Source organism: Paenibacillus sp. FSL R10-2771, from assembly GCF_038000205.1.
In the GTDB taxonomy this organism is placed as follows: Bacteria; Bacillota; Bacilli; order Paenibacillales; family Paenibacillaceae; genus Paenibacillus_AQ; species Paenibacillus_AQ phytohabitans.
This window is the reverse complement of the sequence record NZ_JBBOBM010000001.1, coordinates 7,357,296-7,375,981: the sequence shown is the minus strand read 5'-3', so window position 1 is coordinate 7,375,981 and position 18,686 is coordinate 7,357,296. Positions and strand designations below refer to the sequence as shown.

General features: G+C 43.8%; 19 protein-coding genes and 1 tRNA gene. 16 read left to right on the top strand and 4 right to left on the bottom strand.

Annotation, left to right across the window (positions count from 1 at the left end; all coding sequences use genetic code 11):
• The 14 genes from pdxT (at window position 1) to NSU14_RS31875 (ending at window position 12,402) form a co-directional block, all read left to right on the top strand.
• Window positions 1-585 (top strand): pyridoxal 5'-phosphate synthase glutaminase subunit PdxT, encoded by a 585-nt coding sequence (gene pdxT / locus NSU14_RS31940; RefSeq protein ID WP_076248773.1) that lies wholly within the window; start codon window positions 1-3, stop codon window positions 583-585.
• 89 nt (window positions 586-674) lie between these two features.
• A complete protein-coding gene (serS, locus tag NSU14_RS31935; RefSeq protein WP_042132706.1) occupies window positions 675-1,964 on the top strand; it encodes a serine--tRNA ligase in 1,290 nt (429 codons plus the stop codon).
• Between the two features lie 65 nt (window positions 1,965-2,029).
• Window positions 2,030-2,118: transfer RNA gene (locus NSU14_RS31930), tRNA-Ser, on the top strand.
• A 134-nt stretch (window positions 2,119-2,252) separates the two neighbouring features.
• Window positions 2,253-3,305, top strand: a complete 1,053-nt coding sequence (locus NSU14_RS31925; RefSeq protein ID WP_340948474.1) for a tyrosine-type recombinase/integrase — start codon at window positions 2,253-2,255, stop codon at window positions 3,303-3,305.
• A gap of 387 nt (window positions 3,306-3,692) precedes the next feature.
• Window positions 3,693-3,836 (top strand): hypothetical protein, encoded by a 144-nt coding sequence (locus tag NSU14_RS31920; RefSeq protein WP_340948473.1) that lies wholly within the window; start codon window positions 3,693-3,695, stop codon window positions 3,834-3,836.
• A 46-nt stretch (window positions 3,837-3,882) separates the two neighbouring features.
• Window positions 3,883-4,146, top strand: coding sequence for a hypothetical protein (locus NSU14_RS31915; protein ID WP_340948472.1), 264 nt, complete (start codon window positions 3,883-3,885; stop codon window positions 4,144-4,146).
• A gap of 329 nt (window positions 4,147-4,475) precedes the next feature.
• Window positions 4,476-4,667, top strand: a complete 192-nt coding sequence (locus NSU14_RS31910) for a helix-turn-helix transcriptional regulator (RefSeq protein ID WP_340948471.1) — start codon at window positions 4,476-4,478, stop codon at window positions 4,665-4,667.
• Window positions 4,664-5,551 carry a hypothetical protein gene (locus NSU14_RS31905; protein WP_340948469.1) on the top strand — a complete coding sequence of 296 codons (888 nt, stop codon included), beginning with the start codon at window positions 4,664-4,666 and terminating at the stop codon, window positions 5,549-5,551. Before NSU14_RS31910 ends, NSU14_RS31905 begins: the two co-directional genes overlap by 4 nt.
• 1,006 nt (window positions 5,552-6,557) lie before the next feature.
• Window positions 6,558-7,793 (top strand): ABC-three component system protein, encoded by a 1,236-nt coding sequence (locus tag NSU14_RS31900; RefSeq protein ID WP_340948467.1) that lies wholly within the window; start codon window positions 6,558-6,560, stop codon window positions 7,791-7,793.
• A complete protein-coding gene (locus tag NSU14_RS31895; protein ID WP_340948466.1) occupies window positions 7,786-8,289 on the top strand; it encodes an ABC-three component system middle component 4 in 504 nt (167 codons plus the stop codon). The genes NSU14_RS31900 and NSU14_RS31895 overlap by 8 nt, the downstream gene beginning before the upstream one ends.
• A 4-nt stretch (window positions 8,290-8,293) precedes the next feature.
• Window positions 8,294-10,273 carry an AAA family ATPase gene (locus NSU14_RS31890; RefSeq protein WP_340948464.1) on the top strand — a complete coding sequence of 660 codons (1,980 nt, stop codon included), beginning with the start codon at window positions 8,294-8,296 and terminating at the stop codon, window positions 10,271-10,273.
• Between the two features lie 430 nt (window positions 10,274-10,703).
• On the top strand, window positions 10,704-11,045 hold the full coding sequence (locus tag NSU14_RS31885; protein WP_042132707.1) for a hypothetical protein: 342 nt from the start codon (window positions 10,704-10,706) through the stop codon (window positions 11,043-11,045).
• A 12-nt stretch (window positions 11,046-11,057) separates the two neighbouring features.
• Window positions 11,058-11,210 carry a small acid-soluble spore protein P gene (locus tag NSU14_RS31880; protein WP_042132708.1) on the top strand — a complete coding sequence of 51 codons (153 nt, stop codon included), beginning with the start codon at window positions 11,058-11,060 and terminating at the stop codon, window positions 11,208-11,210.
• 103 nt (window positions 11,211-11,313) lie between these two features.
• Complete coding sequence (locus NSU14_RS31875; protein ID WP_042132709.1) at window positions 11,314-12,402, top strand: DUF6612 family protein; 1,089 nt, start codon at window positions 11,314-11,316, stop codon at window positions 12,400-12,402.
• Between the two features lie 92 nt (window positions 12,403-12,494).
• Here NSU14_RS31875 and NSU14_RS31870 read toward each other — a convergent pair whose 3' ends face one another.
• Both NSU14_RS31870 and tadA read right to left on the bottom strand, forming a co-directional pair.
• Complete coding sequence (locus tag NSU14_RS31870; protein WP_076248772.1) at window positions 12,495-13,061, bottom strand: GNAT family N-acetyltransferase; 567 nt, start codon at window positions 13,059-13,061, stop codon at window positions 12,495-12,497.
• Window positions 13,062-13,108: 47 nt separating this feature from the next.
• Entirely contained in the window at window positions 13,109-13,612 is a 504-nt protein-coding gene (gene tadA, locus NSU14_RS31865) for a tRNA adenosine(34) deaminase TadA (RefSeq protein ID WP_256704065.1), read from the bottom strand.
• Between the two features lie 308 nt (window positions 13,613-13,920).
• Here tadA and NSU14_RS31860 point away from each other — a divergent pair, with 308 nt between their 5' ends.
• Together NSU14_RS31860 and rluF are read left to right on the top strand one after the other, a co-directional pair.
• Window positions 13,921-16,233, top strand: coding sequence for an ATP-binding protein (locus tag NSU14_RS31860; protein ID WP_340948463.1), 2,313 nt, complete (start codon window positions 13,921-13,923; stop codon window positions 16,231-16,233).
• A 5-nt stretch (window positions 16,234-16,238) separates the two neighbouring features.
• Complete coding sequence (gene rluF / locus NSU14_RS31855; RefSeq protein ID WP_042132713.1) at window positions 16,239-16,940, top strand: 23S rRNA pseudouridine(2604) synthase RluF; 702 nt, start codon at window positions 16,239-16,241, stop codon at window positions 16,938-16,940.
• Window positions 16,941-17,039: 99 nt separating this feature from the next.
• Here rluF and motB read toward each other — a convergent pair whose 3' ends face one another.
• Window positions 17,040-17,858 carry a flagellar motor protein MotB gene (motB, locus tag NSU14_RS31850; RefSeq protein WP_042132714.1) on the bottom strand — a complete coding sequence of 273 codons (819 nt, stop codon included), beginning with the start codon at window positions 17,856-17,858 and terminating at the stop codon, window positions 17,040-17,042.
• Window positions 17,842-18,642 carry a flagellar motor stator protein MotA gene (gene motA, locus NSU14_RS31845; RefSeq protein ID WP_039303855.1) on the bottom strand — a complete coding sequence of 267 codons (801 nt, stop codon included), beginning with the start codon at window positions 18,640-18,642 and terminating at the stop codon, window positions 17,842-17,844. Before motA ends, motB begins: the two co-directional genes overlap by 17 nt.
• Window positions 18,643-18,686 lie beyond the last annotated feature (44 nt).

Here is an 18,686-nt window from a genome sequence, read left to right as displayed (position 1 = left end):
ATGAGAATAGGAGTGTTGGCGCTGCAGGGCGCTGTAACAGAGCATATTGTCAGTATTGAGAAGACAGGTGCGCAGGGTCTGCCTATCAAGCGTGTAGAGCAGCTGGAAGAGGTAGAGGGACTGATTATTCCCGGCGGCGAGAGCACGACCATCGGCAAACTGATGCGCAAATATGGCTTTATAGAAGCTATACGTGAGTTTGCGGGTCAAGGCAAGCCGATTTTTGGTACCTGCGCCGGCATGATTGTCCTGGCCAAGCACATTGCCGGAGGCGAACCCGGTCATCTGGAGCTGATGGATATTACCGTTGCCCGGAATGCCTTTGGCCGCCAGCGGGAAAGCTTTGAATGTGATCTGGAGGTTAAAGGGATTGCTGAGCCGGTACGTGCGGTGTTTATCCGTGCTCCGCTCATTAACGAGGTGGGTCCGGATGTCGATGTGCTTACCATCTATAAGGATGAGATTGTAACTGCACGTCAGGGCAACCTGCTGGTATCCTCTTTTCACCCGGAACTGACTGATGATTACAGGCTGCATCAATATTTTGCCGACATGGTAGAGGACAGTAGCGCAGCCAATCAATAGAACTGCATATAAAACATCCTGACTCTTTCAAAGCTGTAAACAAATCAGCATTTTGAAAGAGTTTGGGCTGTTTTCAGGAGGGAAACTTTGTGTTAGATGTTAAAGTGTTGCGTAGTGATTATGCAAGAGTAGAAGAGGCCCTTACCAAAAGAGGAAAGTCGCTCGATTTGATTGCCGGCTTCCCGCAGCTTGATCTGCGCCGCCGTGAGCTGCTTCAGGAAACAGAGGGACTTAAGAACCGCCGGAACACCGTATCCGGAGATGTAGCGAAGAAGAAGAAAAATGGAGAACCGGCCGATGATTTGATCGCAGAAATGCGTACGGTTTCCGACCGGATCAAAGAGCTGGACGATGAAGTACGCGAGCTCGAAGTTAAGATTGATGAATTGACCATGAGCATTCCGAACATTCCGCATGAATCGGTGCCGGTTGGCAAGTCCGAGGAGGACAATGTTGAAGTACGCCGCTGGTCGGAGCCCAGAGAGTTCGGATTCACTCCGAAATCACACTGGGAGCTGGCGCAGCAGCTGGATATCATTGATTTTGAAGCGGCAGCCAAGGTTACGGGTTCCCGGTTCGCCTTCTACAAAGGGCTGGGAGCAAGACTGGAGCGCGCTCTAATCAACTTCATGATGGATCTGCACAGCGGAGAGCATAACTATGAAGAGATGCTGCCGCCGTACATTGTCAACAAGGATAGCCTGTATGGAACAGGACAGCTGCCGAAGTTCGAAGAGGATCTGTTCAAGCTGCGTGATACAGAATATTATCTGATCCCTACAGCAGAAGTGCCTGTAACGAACTACTACCGTGAAGAGATTCTGACAGCTGGTGATCTGCCGAAGTACCATGTAGCCTACAGCTCTTGCTTCCGTTCGGAGGCCGGATCTGCGGGGCGTGATACCCGCGGTCTGATCCGCCAGCATCAGTTCAATAAGGTGGAGCTTGTGAAGCTTGCCAGTCCGGAGACCTCCTATGAGGAGCTGGAGAAGATGACAGCCGATGCTGAACGCGTCCTACAGCTCCTTGGACTGCCTTACCGCGTCCTGCTGCTGTGTACGGCAGATATGGGCTTCACATCGGCGAAGACGTATGACCTGGAGGTGTGGCTGCCGGAGAGCGGAATGTACCGCGAAATTTCCTCCTGCTCCAACACCGAGGATTTCCAGGCCCGCCGGGCCAATATCCGCTTCCGCAAAGAGCCCAAGTCCAAGCCGGAATTCGTGCATACGCTGAATGGTTCTGCGCTGGCCGTAGGCCGTACAGTAGCGGCTATTCTGGAGAATTACCAGCAGGAAGACGGCAGTGTTCTGATTCCGGAATGCCTGCAGCCGTATATGCGTAATGTGAAATCCATAAGCGCACAAACTGCTCAATAATTATAGTTGCATATTATTTGGTGGGTGTGATATAATTCCTAATGCATGTGAAATTTAGATGCATTGGAGAGGTACCGAAGCGGTCATAACGGGGCGGTCTTGAAAACCGTTAGGGTGCAAGCCCACATGGGTTCGAATCCCATCCTCTCCGCCATTCCTTTACAAATGCACGCCGCACAAGGCTTTGCGGTGATTATGATTGAAACGCACTAGACTGTTGAACAACGGTCTGGTGCGTTTTTTTGTGTTCGTGACCGTTAGAGGAGAATCTAACGGGAGGTACTCAATATGAATGTGAACACAGGAAAAACAGCCCATAAACGGGGGCAAAGAAAGAATAATTTAGACATTCCTCAGCGGTTATTAGACCGCCTTACTCCATCGGTCTTAGAAACGCCCCGCTCCACGCTTCAGAAAGCCGAGAAACCCCGCCCTGAGACGTTGACACTGGACAAGTTATTTAACCGCTACTACGCCGCACGACAAGCGGCAGGGGCGGCAGAACGCACCTTAGAAGACTATAGAAAGCATATGAACTGGTTTCGGCGTTTCTTAGCAACGGAGTACAACGGTCTTGATAACTTTTTACCTAACCGTGATGTCATTCGTGTATGGATTTCCTCTATGTTAACGGTACAAAAGTTGAAGCCCTCAACAATAAATATCAGATTACGTACAGTTAAGGCAATGTTCAATTGGGCTATAAGTGAAGGGATTATTAGAGAATCCCCTTTTGAGAATGTAGAATTATTGAAAGTGCCTGAGGAAGACTTTCAAGTGATTTCAAAAGCACAAGAGCGGAAGCTTTTCAATTGTTGTGAATTGACTACCTTCTTGGGACTGCGTGATGCATTATTGATGTCGTTTCTGCTTGATACAGGTGTACGTATTGGCGAGTGTATGAGAATACTTGTAGAGGAAGTTGATTTGCAGAATCGCTCTGCTTCCGTACGTGCAGAATCAGCTAAAACCAGAAAAGCACGAACAGTTTACTTTGGAATAAGAACCCAAGAGCTATTGGTTATCTACCTCGCTTGGCATGAGATGAACGGACAAGCTCCAAATTTATTTCTAAACGAATATGGTCAGGCATTAGATAAGAATTGGGCAACAAGATGTATTAGCTACATCGGGAAGAAGGCAAAGATTACGGGGGTTCGTATAAGCCCTCACACATTCCGCCATACTTTTGCTACTCGTTATATAAAGGCAATAGGTGACCCATTTTCATTACGACGATTGCTCGGACATTCATCAATGGAAATGGTCAACCGTTATGTTAATCAGGATGTTGCTGATGTTCGTGAGCAATATGAGAAGTTTATGAACAGAGGAGACTGAGCGGTGCTTACGGACTAAGGTATGTCTGGGAATATGGTGTAACTGCCACTTGAACTTCTGGGCATTGCAGAAAGCATGTAAGCGTTGCTGTAGATAAGATGATGAGCACTATATAAGCTAACATTTGCGTTATTTTTTATGATATAGTATGGGAGGAAATACCACTTATATACTACTTATAATATAACTTCACTACCCCCTTACTAAAAAATAAGGGGGTGTTTTGCTATGTTTTCAACCAGTATTATTAACCATTTTGATACTAATCTAGGGAATGGAATTAAAGAATTTCTAAAAACTTATTGGTTTGTAATTGGAATGCTATTTGGTGCCATCCTGTATCTGATTGAGCAAAAGTTTAAGAAGTAACTTTAAGGAGGGGCACGATTGAAGCAAGGGAGCAAAATCATTGGAATTGAGGAATACAGAAGGATGAAATCTTTAAGAAATAATCCTAAACCAAAACCTATTAAAAAACTTACGAAAGAACAAATGAAGTCCTCAAATGAGAAGAAACGACGAGAAGATTGAAAAGTTGGTGGAACAACGAATATAAGAATAATTAGGAGTGATATTTATGAGTTCAAGAAAGCCGTTAGAGCAAATTATCGAAAATGAAACAGCTTTGATGTTCTTGGAGGTGGCTGGTGAGTTTAATCAATATACTGAAAATACTCGCACAAAATTAAATCATTTAATGCAAATGGTTTTTGGGCAATATAGATTTGGGGGAGACGCTAACTACGAGTTAGTTCGTAGATTAGATAGGGTCATTCAAGGATGGGAGACAACGGAAGAGCTCATTGAGTTTATTAAAAATTGTCAGGACAAGCAGGACTAATATTTATCTTTCCCGCCGCCGCAAATTCCTCGGATTTCAGTAGGAAAGAGAAGACTGTACTTCTCCTTAAAATCTAATATTTGATTGTATAGGCGACTTTCTAAACAGAGGTCGTCTTTTTTTGTTTTCGCGATTTTGGCAGTATCAGCACTCTACCTACATGTTTGGTTCCAGCTTCCCTCTCCAATAACCATTATGAGTTTAAACTTCATTTGACTGTATGGGGATTTTTAAAGCGGTCCACTTAAATATATAGATGTGTCCGAATAAGGCATATTAGGACTGAATCAAGGCCCTATTATAGAAGATTAATCAAAGGAGAATTGTTAATGGAAAGTTTAGTGAGTTCAAATGTAGTTTGTGACAGGTACGACATTTCTAAGCGTACGCTATGCAGATGGAAACTTGAGGGATTACCTTCAGTCAAATTATCATACAACATAGTCAGGTATCAGCTTGCTGAAGTGGCTAAATGGATTGTATCTAACAAAGTTATGGCGGCAGGAGCAGGAAAAGAATGAGCATAGCGCGTGAGCTATTCGAAGAAGCAGACAAAAGATTAAAGAGAAGTAGAGTTAATAGAGTAATAGATGGTAATGGGGAAGAACGAAACGATTGCATAGTAATAACCCCTGAAATGCGGGAAGCGGCTAGAAGGAGGGGGAAGCTGGAGACTTACAGGAACAGGACGGAAAATCCATTTACAATGGTGAATATGGAAGGAGCAAAACAATTAGCGACAATGGAGAGGTTGAGTACAAAGGAGTTGGGGTATTTCTTGGTGCTTCAATCATATATAGGTTATGGTAACATGCTTAAAATGTCTTTAGATGCGAGAGTACCTATGACTGAGAAGGGACTAGCGGAAGTACTAAGGATAAGAGATAAAAGAACATATTCCAACTTGCTTAGAAAGTTCATGGAACTAGGCTTAATACAAAGCCAAAGGGTTTCTTTATTTAAGAAAGAATATCAAGCGCTTTACATCAGTAAAGCCTATTGCCTAAGGGGAACAAGCAAAGAGAACAAGCTAGTCAAGGTTTTCATCGAAGCTATGCATGAACTGTACAGTCAGCAGGATATAAAGCCCGCTGATATTGGTTTCTTATATCGCATACTCCCATATATGCACTTTGATAGTAATCACCTTGTAAGGCATCCTTACGAAAAGGATTTTTACAGTGCAGAAGCACTATCTCTAAGGGATGTAGTTGAAATCACTGGTATGGACGAAAAAAATGTCAAGGAACATCTTAGAATTAAACTATCTGGCGTGCATGTGTTCGGTTCGTTTAGGGCTGGCAAGAACAGTGTTTACAAAGTCAATCCATCATTATTCTATAGAGGTGTTGCACCAGAACTAGTGAAATCAGACTTTACTTTGACGGAACAGAGCCGAAATTAATGCGCTGTTCCTGTACCATGTAGCGGAAAGTGATATACACAAATTTTATAGAAGGTAAATGCAATCTCAATCGAGGGGTATTTTTGCAGGAATATTGAACAATCGAGGGGTATTTTTGCAAACTATAAAGTGGTCTTAGGCCTAGAGCCATAAGGGTTTCAGTGATTTCCCAAAAGGAGTATCTCTCTTATCTTAGAAGATATATATAATTATTAAAGTTATAACCTTAGGCAAAGGTGTTAGGTTGTTTGTTACCCAAAACAATCCTTTTACCGCGAAGCGAAGCAAGCAATCGTCAATCTTATTCAACATGTCCCTGTTGACGATTCAAATTATAGGCATTAGCAAAGAATATATAGCTGAGATAATGATATAACATATATATGATTGAAGTACCCAGCCATCTTAGTTAAATGGTTAGGGTACTTGCCGCTCTGAACTGGAATGAATTATATGCCGCATGTGTAAAATCAAATTTACATTGGCAGAGGAATAGACAATATAACGTATTAATATCAAAACTATACTCTACTTGCCAATGGATAAGATATATCTTATGCAAGTGGTCGTCTAAATCTAAGCGCTCACGTAATCACTCCTATTGATTGGTGGCGGCGCTAAGATTCAGGTGAATTGATGTTATGTGCTTGTCAAAATATTGCCTACCAAAATATTGCCAACCAGAATGTTGCTTAGCAGAATGTTGCCGCTGGAACCGATGGATACATAATTACAAGATATACTTTATCCAACTAAAGTGCGCTTGGTAAAACGGAGTTTTTGTGTGTGACCCTGCGTAGTCCTAACTTCCTCGTTCAGATTCCGTTCCGGCGAATATCCCCCTACTCCAATTCAGATAAGGTATATTATCAGTAGTAGTTTCGTAATGTTCTTTCTGAAGATTGTAAATATTAGAACCGGATATATGTGTTATAATATGGTATAAATTGTATTGATGATTGCTTGATTACATATAAGCTAACAACAGTTACCTTCGGAGGGGTCTATGTTACCGATTAAATACGTACACCAAAATAATAATAAGAACGTGGTTGTGTTTGTACATGGTTTTACTGGAGATAGTGACACCTGGAAAACTAATTCTTCATCTTTTCCAGAGATGTTGTTGGTCGACAAGGCTATAAAAGAAAATTTTGATGTCATGTATTTTAATTATCATTCAGAGTTGGTAGACTTTTATGCCGCAAGAAGTTCTACAAAATCAATTTTTAGATTTATAGGCGCGGGTAAGAGTGCTACTGCTAAAAATATTAGCATAACCCAATTGGGAGACCATCTGAAATCTGTAGTAGAGTTTTATTGCTCCCCTTATCAGAATATTATTATTGTTGCCCATAGTATGGGAGGGCTTGTATCAAAATCATTTTTGCTTAGTAATACACATGAATCACGTAAAGTAAAAATGTTTCTTTCATTAGCAGTTCCTCATAATGGAGTAGATTGGGCCACTTTCAGTCAATTATTGTTTAAGGGGCATAAACAGCTTATTGACCTGCAACCCTTAAGTAGTACGCTAAATAGTATTAATCAACAATGGATTAGAAGTAAGGTTGAGCTACCTAAGACCATTTATTTCTACGGACAGTTTGATGAAGTTGTGAAGCAAGAGAGTGCAATTGCATATGAAGTTACCGAATCTAACAAAGTTGCCTGTAACGATGACCATTTTTCAATTTCGAAACCAGAATCGCCAGACAGTCTGATTTTTGTTGCAGTAAAAAGACAATTGTTGGATTTTATTTCGAACGCGGAGAAAGAATCAAATATGTTAGTTAAGCCTTTTAAGGACGAGGGACAACTTGATAATGAATTATTTGTTTTAAAATTAATGGTAGCCGATGTACATAAAACACTGGTGTATAATGCTAAGTCTACATTTTTTAACGCTGAATATATGCGGAAATTGTTAGTACATCAATCCATTGGCTTAGAGGAACTTAGTGCATTGTACTCGCAAATTGAATATTTATATTCGCTTGAGTTTGGAAAATTGCTTAGCGGGGCTTTAAAGAATAGTAATGAGCTTGTTACTAATATTCATCAAAGTATCCTTGAGAAAGACAGGGAGTTCCTGAAAACTACAATACCGTTAATTAACGCTTATCATAAAACTGGAATGCTACACCAGTTGACAAATGACCTTGACAAAGATTTATGGTGGGCGCAAAACAATTCCATTAAAGATATTACAGCTTTCAGGGAGGCAAAGGCAGATGAATAAACTCCCATTTATTATACCTGAGAGAGACTTAAACTTACGTATTTCAGTTGTTGTAATGATTCTTGACCGTTTATCCTATACAAAGAGAAGAAAGCATATTCTTAATTTGGATAAATTAGCTATCTACGAATTTTTAGTCACACAGCCGTTTGTCCTTCATGAGTTAGTTAAGAATGATTCAAGTCTACCGTATTTTTCGCTACAAGAGAATGAAAAAGGGTCTGTCAGAACCAAATATATTAACAAAAAGAGTTTAATAGATTATTCGTCTATTAAAGAGTTACTTCAAATATTATTAATTTATCAATTTGTAAAGATTGAAAGAGACAAAAATGAATTTTTTTATGTAATTACAGAACAAGGTGCAGAGTTTATCGATGCAATTGAATCAGATTACTTATACAGGGTGCGAGAATTATGCGATGTGATAAGCAAATTCACATCCATTTCATCTTCTAATTTAAAAAGATTGATTAATCCTATTCTAGGAGTGTAGATATATGAATACATACGCTGATTCTCCTAAGCTTGTTATAAATAAATTAATATTGAAAGGCCATGAAAAAGACTACGTGGTTTCTTTTTCGTTAGGTATAAATATTATCTATGGTGATTCTGATTCAGGAAAATCTAGTATTTTGAATTTAATAGATTACTTGCTTGGAGCAAAAAAGATTTATATGTATGAGGAAATCGAAAAACATGGAAAATATGCGTTGCTTGAAGTAGAACTAAACGATAAGACTTACACTGTAAAAAGAGACATATTTAAACCGGAAGATTTTATTGAGGTGTTTTCAACAGGGATTGAAAACATTGATGATTTATTCCCAGCTCTCTATGGTCCCAATTATCAGAAAGAGGGGCCAGCAGGATACTTCTCGGACTTTCTTCTTAGCGCCTTAAATATTCCTTTGGTAAAGATTAAGCAATCACCTACAAAAGCAGATTCAGATTTAACTCGCTTAAGTTTCAGAGATATTTTTAAATACTGTTATCTTGACCAAGATGATGTCGGTAGCAGAAATATACTCGACAGTAATCAGCCAGTAGTCTTTACTAAAAATAAAGAAGTGTTCAAATTTATTTATAATCTATTAGATAGTCAAATTACTGATTTACAAGGACAAATAAGTGAAAAAACATCGGAAAAGAATAAATTAGTAGAAAGATATAATGTTATAGCAACTTTTTTTAGAGATACTCATATTGATACACTTGATTCACTAAATGAAGAACTAACTATAGTTAGAGAGGAATTAGAATTAATCGAGAAAGAGCTTAGTACAATTACTCAACGTATGCGCTCTGATAGTTCTTATTTTGAAGATTTAAGAAAACTCATTATTCATTTAGAAAATGAAAATACAAATTATAAAACAAATAAGTCACTTAAGCTAGGGCAGATGGAACAACACATTCGCTTGAAAAAGGATTATAAGCAAGATATAGAGAAGTTAAATTCATCACTAGCAGTCATAAAAAAATTACCTGCTAAGCATGAAGAGGTTGATTGCCCAGTTTGTAATAGTAAAATTGGATACGCTAATTTAGCTTTAAATTTTGAATCTAATCCGGCCGAAACTGTTAAAGCAGAAGTTAACAGCTTAAAAAACAGGTTGAAAGAAATTGATACACTAATTGAGGAAGAAAGAAACAACATTATTCAACTTGAAAATGAAGAACAACGGGTTGTAGAAAATCTTGAAAAAGCGAGAGAAATGCTGGATATCAATACAGAAAATTTTGTTGCTCCATTTATTACTCAAAGGGATGAATTTGTAGCTCAAAAAGCAAGGGTTTTGGAACGGATTAATAAAACTGAGCAATTAATAAAACTGAGAAATCAGTTAAATGAAATAATATCGAAATCTGAAATATTACAGAATCAAATATCTATATTGTTAGAGAAACTGGAGTTACTAAAAGCTTCAGCACCTTCTATTGACACGGTTCTAACAGACCTAGCAGAGTACTTAAATGATTTTTTAATAAATATACCTATAAAAAATCCACATAGTATATCTATAAACAGTAAATCATTTTTGCCAGTAGTTAGAGAACGAAACTACGGTGATTTAACATCGGGTGGCTTAAGGACGCTTGTTTCTGTAGGTCATTACTTTAGCCTTCTACAATATAGTCTAAGCAATCCTACTAATTATCCATCATTTATGATGATAGATACAATTGGTAAATATTTAGGGAAAACTAAACGAGATAGCGATTTAGAAGCTAATAATGCTGAGGATGCATTAGAAGGTTTGGATGACCCAACAAAATATATTAACTTGTATAAGCATATAGCGAAAATATCTGAAAGTATGCTTAAGAAGCAAAAAAATCACCAAATTATTATTGTAGATAATGATTTACCAGCAGATGCAACGGGAGAGCTTATGATTCGTCAATACGTTGTTAGACATTTTAACTCAGGCGGTACAGATGGTGCTAGTATTGGCTTCATTGATAATGCTTAATTACGGTCTTTAAAAGAATTTGGTGGTTTGGATAATTGCAATGTGAATTTTTTATGTTACGTTGACTTGCGCTGTATAAGATAATAAAATCAACGTATCCAACGGTCACGTACCGAAATCAACGTTGTAACTCAGACCGCTGTAGCGGTTCAACAATAAAGTGCCATGAAGTCAATCAGCATAAGGGATTGCGGCGTTTTACAGCGAGGGGCGGTCTTGAAAACCGTTAGGGTGCAAGCCCACATGGGTTCGAATCCCATCCTCTCCGCCATTCCTTTACACTCAAAGATTTGCAGATAGAAGCCGTTCTCCTTATGGGGGACGGTTTTTTTGTTGTACTCGGAGGATTCTTTTGGATGGAACATGTTCCAAAGAGAATAAAAAGCTCTCTTTCTCGGCAATGTATTAGAGAAGGAGGATGATCATAAAGATGGACCGACAATTACAAGTAGATCAGCAGAGTCTGGTGTCTGCCTGGCAGGAACGCCTGCCTGCACTGATGGAGGATGGGGACAGCTTCAGCGTGCAGGGGGATGCGGCGGACCAGAACAGTCTGCTCATTCATTTCAATGCAGCCGGGCGCCAAGGGTATTCCCTCGACTTCCGCTGCACTTATGTGGATAGCCGTGAGGTTGCTGTGAACCTGCTCGACGCGGAGCAGGACGGGCGCGTTGCGGATGAGCGTAGGGATGCCGTACAGCTTTTGGCGCAGCAGTATACAAGGCAGATTCATGAATGCGCGCAGGCGCTTCAGGGCTTAACCAATCCATAGGAGGCGAACAAGATGAGCAAACCAAAAAGCATGCCGGTACCCGGTGTACAGCAGGATAATCAGGGGCCGCGCAAGGAACATCATTCATCAGGTCCTGAGCCGTTATCCGGTTCAAAAAAGGTAAAACAGGCTAACCACGTTGACCATAATAATCCTCAGGGCTGACCCTAGCCGGAGATGAAAATGGAGAGAAATGTTTCTCATATTTGCCAAATGGTTTATCATTAGGGAGGGGAAAGAATTTTTCACATGGGAGAGGAGAACAATAATGAATAAAAAATGGGGGTTATCCGCTGCTGCATTGCTGCTCACCGCCGCAGTAATTCTGCCGGGGTGTGCAAAAAAAGAGGCACCGAAAGAGGCACTGTCCGCTGCTGCAAATAAAGTTGCGGCGATGACATCGTATGAAATGAAGACGAAGCTTACCGTTAATGACCTGACGATCGACACAGGTACAAGCGAAGCTGATGCTACAACGGGTCAAATTCTCAGCATGCTCAAGAATGCTGAGCTTACAGTTGATGGAGTCTACCAGGCAGAGCCGATGCAGACAGAGCTTACAATGGTTCTGAATCTGAAGGGGGATATGGCGATGTCCTTCACGGTGCCGATGGTAATGACAGCAGAGAAGCTGTATGTCAAAGTGCCGTCCATTCCGTTCCTGCCGCTTCCCGAGACAATCGTAGGTAAATTTGTTGAAGTGGATCTGAAGGAACTGGCCGAGCAGGAGGGGGCTGAATTCAACCCTTCGGCTATGGACACGCAGAAAGTGCAGAAGCTGTCTAATGAAGTGATGAACACATTACTGGGTGAGTACGACGAAGAGAAGTATTTTAACGAAATCAAACCTAAGGAAGCCGGCCTGCCTGAAGGGGTTGAAGCCAAACAGGTTGTCCAGTTCCAGGTAACGAATGATAATGTCAAAGAGGCGCTCACCATCCTGGTGAACAATGCGCTGCCTAAGATCATCGATATTCTCGGCAAGGATGAATACAAGGAATTGCTGAAGATCGATGCTGCCGACTTGGCTAAAGCGAAGGAAGAGCTGCAGTCCAGTGAAGCACGCGCTGAATTCGATAAGGATCTGGCTGAGCTGAACACGCATCTGACGATTAACCAGTTCCATCTTAACACGGCGATCAATGACGATAACTTCCCGGTGTATCAGGATATGCTTATGGATATCAAAGTGAATGATCCTGAACAAGGTGAGAATGTTGCTCTGTCTATGACCGCTAGCAATCAATACAGCAAAATCAATGAGAAACAAACCTTCCAGATCGGAATTCCGCAAGGCGAAGATGTGATTACCCTGGAAGAGCTGCAGCAGCAGTTCGGAGCCACAGGTACTTATTAATAAATACTGCAGTAACACAGAAATCCCGTATAAGCGAACCTCCGCTCATACGGGATTTTTGTGCTGCTTGCCGGCGGCTCCGGCAGATCAGGCTATTGCTCCTGTGGAAGAAAATCTTCAGCCAGAATGGCGTAAGTGCGGTGGTCCTGCCATTCTCCGTTGATTTTGATGAAGCGGCGGGCAAGTCCTTCAGCCTGAAAGCCGTTCTTCTCCAGTACTCTGCGGGAGCCGTCATTATGAGGCAGGATGGCCGCCTGCAGCCTGTGAAGGCCGAGGGAACGGAAGGCATAGCCCAGGATCAGATGCACCGCTGCGCTGGTATACCCTCTACCCTGCATTTCATAATCAATAAAATATCCGATATCGGCAAATTGTCCGACACCCCGTACCACGTTAGAAATGGTAATCTGGCCAATCAGCTCGCCGCTGAGCAGATAGATGCCGAACATATAAGCACTATCCTGCCGGGCGTCCAGGATGCGCTGGTTAATCAGCTGCCGCTGGCTCTCCAGAGTGAAGTAGTCATTGTCACGGAGGGGTTCGAACTGCTGATGCTCCTTGCGGTTACGGTGACGGAGGTTAAGCAGCGCTTCGGCATCCGTGAGCTTCAATAAAGAGATATAGATTCCCTTCGGGGTATTGTACAGCTTAAAAGACATGGATCGTCCTCCTGGTCACAATAGAATGATATATCTGATCCGTTTCATTAGAGCTTGGCGGGTCTTTGCCGCAGCCGGCGGAAGAACGAAGTCAGCAGCTCTGCGCATTCTTCCTGCAGCACACCCTGGATGACCTCTGTACGGTGGTTAAAACGCGATTCCTCCAGCAGGTTCATCAGAGTCCCTGCACAGCCGGCTTTGGGATCAGGAGTACCATAAACAGTAAGCGGGACTCTGGCCTGCACCATGGCTCCTGCACACATGGGACAGGGCTCCAGGGTCACGTAGAGCTGGCAGTCGAGCAGACGCCAGGAATTAAGGGCCGTACTCGCTTCACGGATGGCAACCATCTCCGCATGGGCAGTGGAATCGAGCGTGGTCTCACGCAGATTGTAGCCGCGCCCGATAATTGTACCTTCACGGACAACCACTGCCCCGATCGGCACTTCACCCAGTGCTTCTGCTTTGCGGGCTTCGCCTATTGCCTCGTTCATCCAATATTCATGAATTGCCCGCTCGTCTGGCGGCAACTCTTCAAGTTGTGTATTCAAGTTCATCTTCCCTTCTAAAATAGCTCCTTGTACAACGAACAAATATTCGTTCTTAACAAATTGTGGACAACTCTGTGGATAAAGCCCGACTTATGCACAAAATTGTACACATCGCGATTTAGCAAAATGTTTATATGTGCATAACCTGTGGATGGTTTCCTACTTATTGTAGAGAATGTGTCTGAAGAATTCAATATGTTCCCCAGGTTATCCCTGTTTGAAATGTCTTTTCAAATGGAGAGGCAAAAGGTATGATAATTATGAATGCTCCGCTAGGATTTACCAGCGGTAAGAGGTGAACAATACGCTTGTCTATAAAAACGAAATTATCGGCTATTATTTTCGGCTCGGTACTCTTAATCCTGACGCTGAATCTTACACTTAATCTATATGCCGTCCGGAATAATCTGCGTAATGAAAGTCTGAGTAATATGAAGATAACTGCCATGCAGATCGCTGTTTCGGTTGAGCAGAGCAGTTATAGTTCCAACTATGTGCAGCATAAAATTGCCCAGAACCTGAGGATGACCTCTATTCTGGCTTCGCTTGAGCTTGACCCGGATATCAAGAATGTGGACAATAGGGAGCTGCAGGCCTTGGCCATCAAGCTGGGCGTGTCTAATATCTCGCTTCTGGTCAAGACTGATAATGATATTGTTGTAGCCAAGTCATCAGATCCCACAGAGATCGGACTCTCGACCAAAGGCATGGGGTACTGGTATGTGGCTTTTTTGGAGTTGTTTGCAGGCCAGCGGGTATCCGTTGACCAGGGGCAGACAATGGATAATTTCTGGTCCGGCCCTTTCGAATATTCAACCTCAAATCCGGAGTACATTGATAAATGGGGTTACTATTATGATGGTACCAGCAACTATATCATAGATCCTTATATCCGCAGTACTGCCGTAAGCGATTACGTCAAGATTATGGGACCTGACGAAATTATTCAGGACTCCAAAGCCGTGAACCCCGGCATCCTGGAGATCACAGGCTTTAATCCCAAAACGTTCGGATCGCCCAGCATGCTGCCCGATGGCAGCGACCCGATTAATGTGAAGCTGCGCAACCGTCCTATTCATTACGGTACGTATACGTACGGCAACGTTGCACAGGATAAGGCTGCAATACGGGAAGCGATCAACGGGGGTGAGCCGGTAACGCTGGATACAGAGGTTCTGGGCAAAAGAGTGCTCAAAAGCTTTATTCCAATCAAACAGCCGGGAGCCGACGATTATGTAATTACTGTGGTTATGGATTACTCGCTGATCTCATCCGTAATTAAAGAGCAGCTGTTCAATAATATCACCACGTCCGTGCTGCTGCTTATTATCTTTTTCCTGGCCAGCTATATTATGGCCGGCTTCGTCACACGGCCGATTCAGGATATACTGGCTAAGGTGAATGATGTGGCCAAGGGCAAATTCGAGCCTCCATTAAATGTTGAGAGCCGGGATGAGCTAGGACAGCTGGCTCACCGGATCAACGCGATGACCTCCCACCTGCTGCAGCACACGAACCGGCTGGGTCAGACGCTGGAAGAGAACCGGGCGGTTAAAGAGCATCTGGAGTCGGTAATTAACGGCACCTCGGATGCGATCCACACTGTGGATATGGATGGCAGGATTATAAGTACGAACAGGGCCTTTGAAGAGCTCTATGGATGGAGTGCAGCGGAAGCGCTGGTCAAGACGCCTTATCTGGTGCCGGCTACAGTACAGGAGCAGGAAGATGTTCGTTTGCGGCAGCTCAAGAACGGAATGTCTCTGCCGCCCGTAGAGACCGTACGACTGAAACGTGACGGCTCTATCGTAGAAGTCAGTGTGAGCACCTCGGTGATCCGGGATGAGGAAGGGCAGCCGCAGTCTTTTGTACATGTATCCCGTGATATGACTGAGCGCAACCGGATTGAAGAGCTGCTCAGACGCTCTGAGAAGCTGACTACGGTCGGCCAGCTGGCAGCCGGAGTTGCCCATGAGATACGCAATCCCCTGACCACCTTGAGAGGGTTCCTGCAGCTGCAGCAGGAGAAGAAGGTTCTGGTCCCGCTGCATATTGATCTTATGCTCTCGGAGCTGGACCGGATCAATCTGATTGTAAGTGAGTTTCTGATCCTGGCCAAGCCGCAGGCCGTTCATTTTCAGTTGAGGGATCTGCGGCATATTGTCGGCGACGTGATCTCTCTGCTGGATAGCCAAGCCCATCTTTTTGGCATAGAGTTTGTAACGTATTTCTCGGATATGCCGGCTATGGTGCACTGTGAGGAGAACCAGCTGAAGCAGGTATTCATTAATGTAATCAAAAATGCGATTGAGGCTATGCCTGACGGAGGGACGATTACCCTGGAGGAGCAGCAGCAGAATAATTCTGTGGTTATTGTTGTTTCTGATGAGGGCGGAGGGGTTCCGGAGGATATGCTTCCTAAGCTGGGCGAGCCGTTCTTCACGAATAAAGAGTCAGGGACCGGGCTTGGACTCATGGTCAGCCAGCGTATTATACAAGCCCATAAGGGCAGTCTCGAGATCCGCAGTGAGTACGGACGGGGTGCGCAGGTGACCATTAAGCTGCCTGAAGCCGGGGAGAATAACCTTCCGTCAGGCATGTATATAGAACGGAGTGAATGACAGACATGAGAATTAATAAGTTCATCAGTGAGACAGGGTACTGTTCGCGCCGTGAAGCAGACAAGCTGGTGGAAGGGGGAAGAGTCACCATCAACGGTGAGACCGCTCTGCTGGGCAGTCAGGCAGAAGCTGGAGATACGGTGCTGATCGACGGCAAACGCCTGGAAACAGGCAGCAGGATCGTTTACATCGCACTTAATAAGCCGGTAGGCATCACATCTACTACAGAAGGCCATATTCAGGGGAATATAGTTGATTTCATCGGACATGAAGAACGTATTTTCCCTATCGGACGGCTCGACAAGGATTCTGAGGGATTAATTCTGCTGACGAATGACGGGGACATTGTGAACAAAATATTGCGTGCTGAAGGCAGACATGAGAAGGAGTATGTAGTTACCGTGGACAGGCCAGTCACGCAATCTTTCCTTACGGGCATGGCCACCGGGGTGAAGATTCTGGGCAGCAGAACGCTCCCTTGTGAGGTAACACGGATCAGCGAGCGGGTATTCCGGATTATTCTTACCGAGGGCAAGAACCGGCAGATCCGCCGCATGTGCAGCGCGTTTGGCTATGAAGTGCGGCGTCTGCAGCGCATCCGGGTAATGAATATCCGGCTGGGCGCCCTGCAGACCGGGGAATGGCGTGATCTGTCACCGCAGGAGAAGCAGGAGCTTGGAGCTATGCTGAACTATGAGCTGCAATAAGCTTTAAATAATAAGCAATCAAACAAAGAGCTGTTCCTGAAGGCCGAATAATGGCCCGGGAACAGCTCTTATTACTTAATAAGCTATAATATATTCGCATTATTTACCGGGAGCGGCAACATCAGTAGTTTCTGTTGTTGCATCTTTGTATTTGCGGAGAACGGAGACTTCTACACGACGGTTCTTGGCGCGTCCGGCGGCAGTCGTATTCTCAGCGATGGGATGATATTCCCCGTATCCGATCGGACTGAACTTGACCGGGTCCAGATTGGGGTTAAGCAGCAGGATTTTCATGAATTGAAGGGCACGGGCCACACTAAGATCCCAGTTGGAGGAGTAGCTGCTATTGGAGATAGGAATATTATCCGTATGTCCCTGCACTAATATATCATAATCGGGAAACTGCTGCAGCATCGTCGAGATTGACTTGGCCAGCTGGCGGGAGTCATCCTTGACCATAGCCTGTCCCGAAGCAAATAAGGCGTTGTCGCTGATCGTAATCATTAACTGGGACTGATTCAGCTTCGTACTGAGCAGATCAGTCATTCCGTTATTCTTGATGTACTGATCGAATTGCTCCTTAAGCTTCTCCAGATCCTCCTGTTCTTTGGCACGAAGTTTGGAGATCTCGGCGGTTCCTGTATTTTTATCTATAACACTATTCATTTTATCCTTATTGCCTTGGTCAAGTTGAGTACTCGTAGGTGAATCCGAGCGGAATTCCAGTACGCCGCCACCGCCGCTGAGCGCTGAATTGAACGCCTGGGCCATTTGCTCAAACTTCTGGGCGTCCGTAGCACTCATGGCATACATAACCAGGAATAGAGCAACCAGCAGGGTCATCAGATCGGAATAGGGCAGCAGCCAGGATTCATCGGCATGCTCTTCGTGCTCCTCATGCCTAGTCTTTTTGCTCATTCGAGGCGCCCTCCTTCTCACTCAGCTTGGCCCGTTCGGACGGAGTAAGGAAGACGGAAAGCTTCTGATTGATAGCAATGGTGGAGACCCCCGACTGGATAGACAACAGACCTTCTACCATCATCAGGCGGACTTCAATCTCGCGTTTGGAAATTCGTTTTAACTTGTTGGCCATAGGGTGCCACATTACATAACCGGTGAATATCCCCAGCAGAGTAGCGATGAAGGCTCCGGCAATCGCGTGGGCCAGGACATCCATATTGCTCATATCCCCCAAGGCGGCAATCAGCCCGATAACAGCCCCGAGTACCCCCAGTGTAGGTGCGTACATCCCGGCCTGGGAGAAGATTAAGGCGCCGGCTTTATGTCTATCTTCTGTAGCGTGAATATCTTCCATTAATACATCGCGGACAAATTCCTGGTCATTGCCGTCGATAATCATCCGCATACCGTTTCTAAGGAAATTATCTTCGATTTCATCGACATTGGATTCCAATGCAAGCAGTCCTTCACGGCGGGTGATGGATGCCCATTCCATGAACATTGTAATCAGTTCGGGCTTGCCGACCATCTTTTTCTTCACAAATAGGATCTTCAGCAGCTTAGGGAAATTCTTGACTTCCGACATGGGAAAGGCCATGAAGATTGAGGCGGCCGTACCAAGAAAGATAATTACATAGGCGGCGGGATTGTTTAAGCTTTCAAGCGGAGCATGCTTGAGTACCATCCCCCAGACTACTGCGATCAGACCAAAAACCAGTCCTAGTATTGTTGAAATTTCCATTTATGCACCTCGTCCATGAGAATTAAGAAGTGATCCGACTATAC

What these genes read in the sequence shown, in the direction of transcription:
- pdxT (WP_076248773.1), top strand. Translation starts at nt 1, where the DNA reads ATGAGAATAGGAGTGTTGGCGCTGCAGGGCGCTGTAACAGAGCATATT.
- NSU14_RS31925 (WP_340948474.1), top strand. Translation starts at nt 2,253, where the DNA reads ATGAATGTGAACACAGGAAAAACAGCCCATAAACGGGGGCAAAGAAAG.
- NSU14_RS31915 (WP_340948472.1), top strand. Translation starts at nt 3,883, where the DNA reads ATGAGTTCAAGAAAGCCGTTAGAGCAAATTATCGAAAATGAAACAGCT.
- NSU14_RS31910 (WP_340948471.1), top strand. Translation starts at nt 4,476, where the DNA reads ATGGAAAGTTTAGTGAGTTCAAATGTAGTTTGTGACAGGTACGACATT.
- NSU14_RS31905 (WP_340948469.1), top strand. Translation starts at nt 4,664, where the DNA reads ATGAGCATAGCGCGTGAGCTATTCGAAGAAGCAGACAAAAGATTAAAG.
- NSU14_RS31900 (WP_340948467.1), top strand. Translation starts at nt 6,558, where the DNA reads ATGTTACCGATTAAATACGTACACCAAAATAATAATAAGAACGTGGTT.
- NSU14_RS31895 (WP_340948466.1), top strand. Translation starts at nt 7,786, where the DNA reads ATGAATAAACTCCCATTTATTATACCTGAGAGAGACTTAAACTTACGT.
- NSU14_RS31890 (WP_340948464.1), top strand. Translation starts at nt 8,294, where the DNA reads ATGAATACATACGCTGATTCTCCTAAGCTTGTTATAAATAAATTAATA.
- NSU14_RS31885 (WP_042132707.1), top strand. Translation starts at nt 10,704, where the DNA reads ATGGACCGACAATTACAAGTAGATCAGCAGAGTCTGGTGTCTGCCTGG.
- NSU14_RS31880 (WP_042132708.1), top strand. Translation starts at nt 11,058, where the DNA reads ATGAGCAAACCAAAAAGCATGCCGGTACCCGGTGTACAGCAGGATAAT.
- NSU14_RS31875 (WP_042132709.1), top strand. Translation starts at nt 11,314, where the DNA reads ATGAATAAAAAATGGGGGTTATCCGCTGCTGCATTGCTGCTCACCGCC.
- NSU14_RS31870 (WP_076248772.1), bottom strand. Translation starts at nt 13,061, where the DNA reads ATGTCTTTTAAGCTGTACAATACCCCGAAGGGAATCTATATCTCTTTA.
- rluF (WP_042132713.1), top strand. Translation starts at nt 16,239, where the DNA reads ATGAGAATTAATAAGTTCATCAGTGAGACAGGGTACTGTTCGCGCCGT.
- motB (WP_042132714.1), bottom strand. Translation starts at nt 17,858, where the DNA reads ATGAGCAAAAAGACTAGGCATGAGGAGCACGAAGAGCATGCCGATGAA.
- motA (WP_039303855.1), bottom strand. Translation starts at nt 18,642, where the DNA reads ATGGAAATTTCAACAATACTAGGACTGGTTTTTGGTCTGATCGCAGTA.